The organism is Atribacterota bacterium (assembly GCA_028717805.1).
Classification (GTDB): Bacteria; Atribacterota; Phoenicimicrobiia; order Phoenicimicrobiales; family Stramentimicrobiaceae; genus Stramentimicrobium.
In genome coordinates this window covers 1-2,591 of the sequence record JAQUNC010000091.1, presented here as the reverse complement: position 1 = coordinate 2,591, position 2,591 = coordinate 1, and the positions used below count along the sequence as shown (strand labels likewise).

Sequence of the window (2,591 nt, the reverse complement as noted above, 5' to 3'; positions counted from 1 at the left end):
GCTCTTCCGATCTGAGAAATAAAAATAATGGTTTTCAGTTATTAGTTTTCGGTTTTCGGTGAAATAAATACTGTGGGTGTAAATGGATGAGATTGCTTAATTAGTCGTTGGTATTTAGTTTAAATACATAAAAATTTCTGGATAGAAGCGGATGAGATTGCCACGCAGGCTAAAGCCTGCTCGCAAGGACAGAATAGTATAAAGTATACTGTATAACGTATATCGTAAAAAAATAAAAATTATAATTCAAGTAATGAAAAGTAGCATAAAATAGCTAAAATCTTTATTTTTTATTGATATTCTTACTTTATTTACTCCCCCTCACCCTAGCCCTCTCCCTCCAAGGGGAGAGGGAATTTTTGCCAGTACTAATTCTTTCAATGAATCCGATAGTATCACAAACCTGAAAATTTTTGTAATAATCGGATTTGAACCTTATCTGTTTGAAAAAGAATAGATTCTACGGGGTAACTCCTACTTTTTTTACCTACTCATTGTTCCTTTCACTTTTTTCTTTGTACATTTGTTTATCAGCAATGGCTATAAGTGCATCTAAGGTTTTTGGTTTCTCAGGTGTATATTCAGAAAATCCCATACTCAAATTAACCTGGTATTCTTTTCTGCTCTCCTTGTTGTATTGGGTTAGCTTTTTTTCAAACCGTCTTTTAATCTTAGGAACATCTTCTAACGAGTTATGAGGAAAAGCCAACAAAAATTCATCTCCTCCAATACGGCATAAAATATCTGTCTCTCGAATGGTAGTTTTAAAGATTTCTGCAATTTCCTTGAGTACCTTATCTCCCTCCTGATGACCATATTTATCATTGATAGCTTTAAAATTATTAATATCCATAAAAGACAACAGAAGTGGTGAACTGTTACGTTTACTTAGTTTGAGCTGACGCAGAATCAGCTCCATACCATACCTGCGGTTTAAGGTTCTAGTTAAAGTATCAATACGTGATAGTCTTTTTAGCTGCTTTTCCATCTTTATTCTGTCTGAAATATCATAAAATACTGCAATAGTACCCTTGACATCATTATTCACTATTACCGGGGACCCGCTTATAAAGACCGGCACCAGGGTACCATCTTTTTTCTTTCTGACTGTTTCGAATGCTATATAGCCATTAAGTATGGCTTTTTGGGTATATTTTTTTGCTTCTTCTATTCTTGCAGGAGGTTGAATCAAGCCTGAATCAATACTCTTACCCCTGAATTCTTCTAAAGTATAACCAAAAAGCTCAGTAAATTTGGGATTAATGTTAAGCACAATTCCATCTTTATCGGTATAGACAGTGGCCTCCGGATTACTCTGGAAAAGGCTGGAAAATTCTTCCTGGCTTTGTCGTAGGGCTTCCTCTGCCTTTTTTCTCTGGGTGATATCCCGGGCAATACTCAGAATTGCCTGTTTCCCCTGATAATTGACAAGGCTGGAGACAATCTCTACCGGAATAATTTTCCCTGTCTTTGTTCTATGTTTTGTCTCAAAAGTTTGTATTTTATCACTGGGCATTTCTCTTATAAGATTTCTTATACTTTCTTTAGATAAATTGGGGTCAATGTCTTCCGGCCCCACAGAAAGCAATTCTTTTCTGGAATAACCCAATTTATTTACTGCAGCTTTATTTACATCTATAAACTTAAAGTTAAAATCAATAATCCAGGCAGTATCATTCATCCCATCAATGATTTCTTTATAGTTTTCTCTGCTTTTTAACAATATTTCTTCCAGTTGCTTTTGTTTTGTGATGTCATTTATTATTATTAATGCTCCTGAATAATTACCAGCTGCATTAAAAATCGGCTTCTTTCTGCCAAAATATGTCTTTTCATCTTTTTTAAATTCTCTTTCGCTATAATCAGTTGATTTAAGTTCGTGAATATTATTATGAAAGTCGTCAACCCCAAAAAGTGTTTTTGCAGAAGAATTTATTTTAACAATTTCATTGTTTGCATCTAAGACAAGAATAGCATCGGGAATATTGTCAAACACTTTGCCCAAATCTAAAGTTGAGGGGTCAATATGCAAAACTTCATATTCATTCCTTCGTTTCCAGATATATATCAAAAGGAAAAGAATAATTATTGATAATGCTATTATCAGCATACCGGGAAAATTTAATATCATGGATGCAAAATACTCCTCCTTTGAATAAATTTATATGAAACTTCAGGTATTCCCTTTTCTCTCTGAATAATTTTACACAAACATTTACTTAAATTCTGATTAGTGTGACGTTTATATTTTAGCAAAATCAGGAACATAGTACCAGTTTATAATATAAATTTTCAGTTACATAAATACTGAATAAATGAATGAGATTGCCACGCAGGCTAAAGCCTGCTCACAAGGACAAAATAGTATAAAGTATACCGTATAACGTATATCGCAAAAGAAATAAAAACTATAATTCAAGTAATTAAAGTACTATAAAATAACTAAAAACTTAGTGATATAGGGGACGGTTCTCTGTATCAGGATCTGACAATCTGATTCACCGTTAATCCGGTTAATCTGGAAAGCTGTCTCAGCGAACAACTGTTTAATCCTTTGAGATAACTTAATACTTTTTTCTGGGTATCCGGGG

General features: G+C 33.6%; 1 protein-coding gene. It reads right to left on the bottom strand.

The features are described 5' to 3' along the window. Nucleotides 1–487 precede the first annotated feature (487 nt). The gene (locus PHD84_10765) at nt 488–2,131 is read right to left on the bottom strand and encodes a PAS domain S-box protein (protein MDD5638277.1); all 1,644 of its coding nucleotides are present in this window, start codon (nt 2,129–2,131) and stop codon (nt 488–490) included. Nucleotides 2,132–2,591 lie beyond the last annotated feature (460 nt).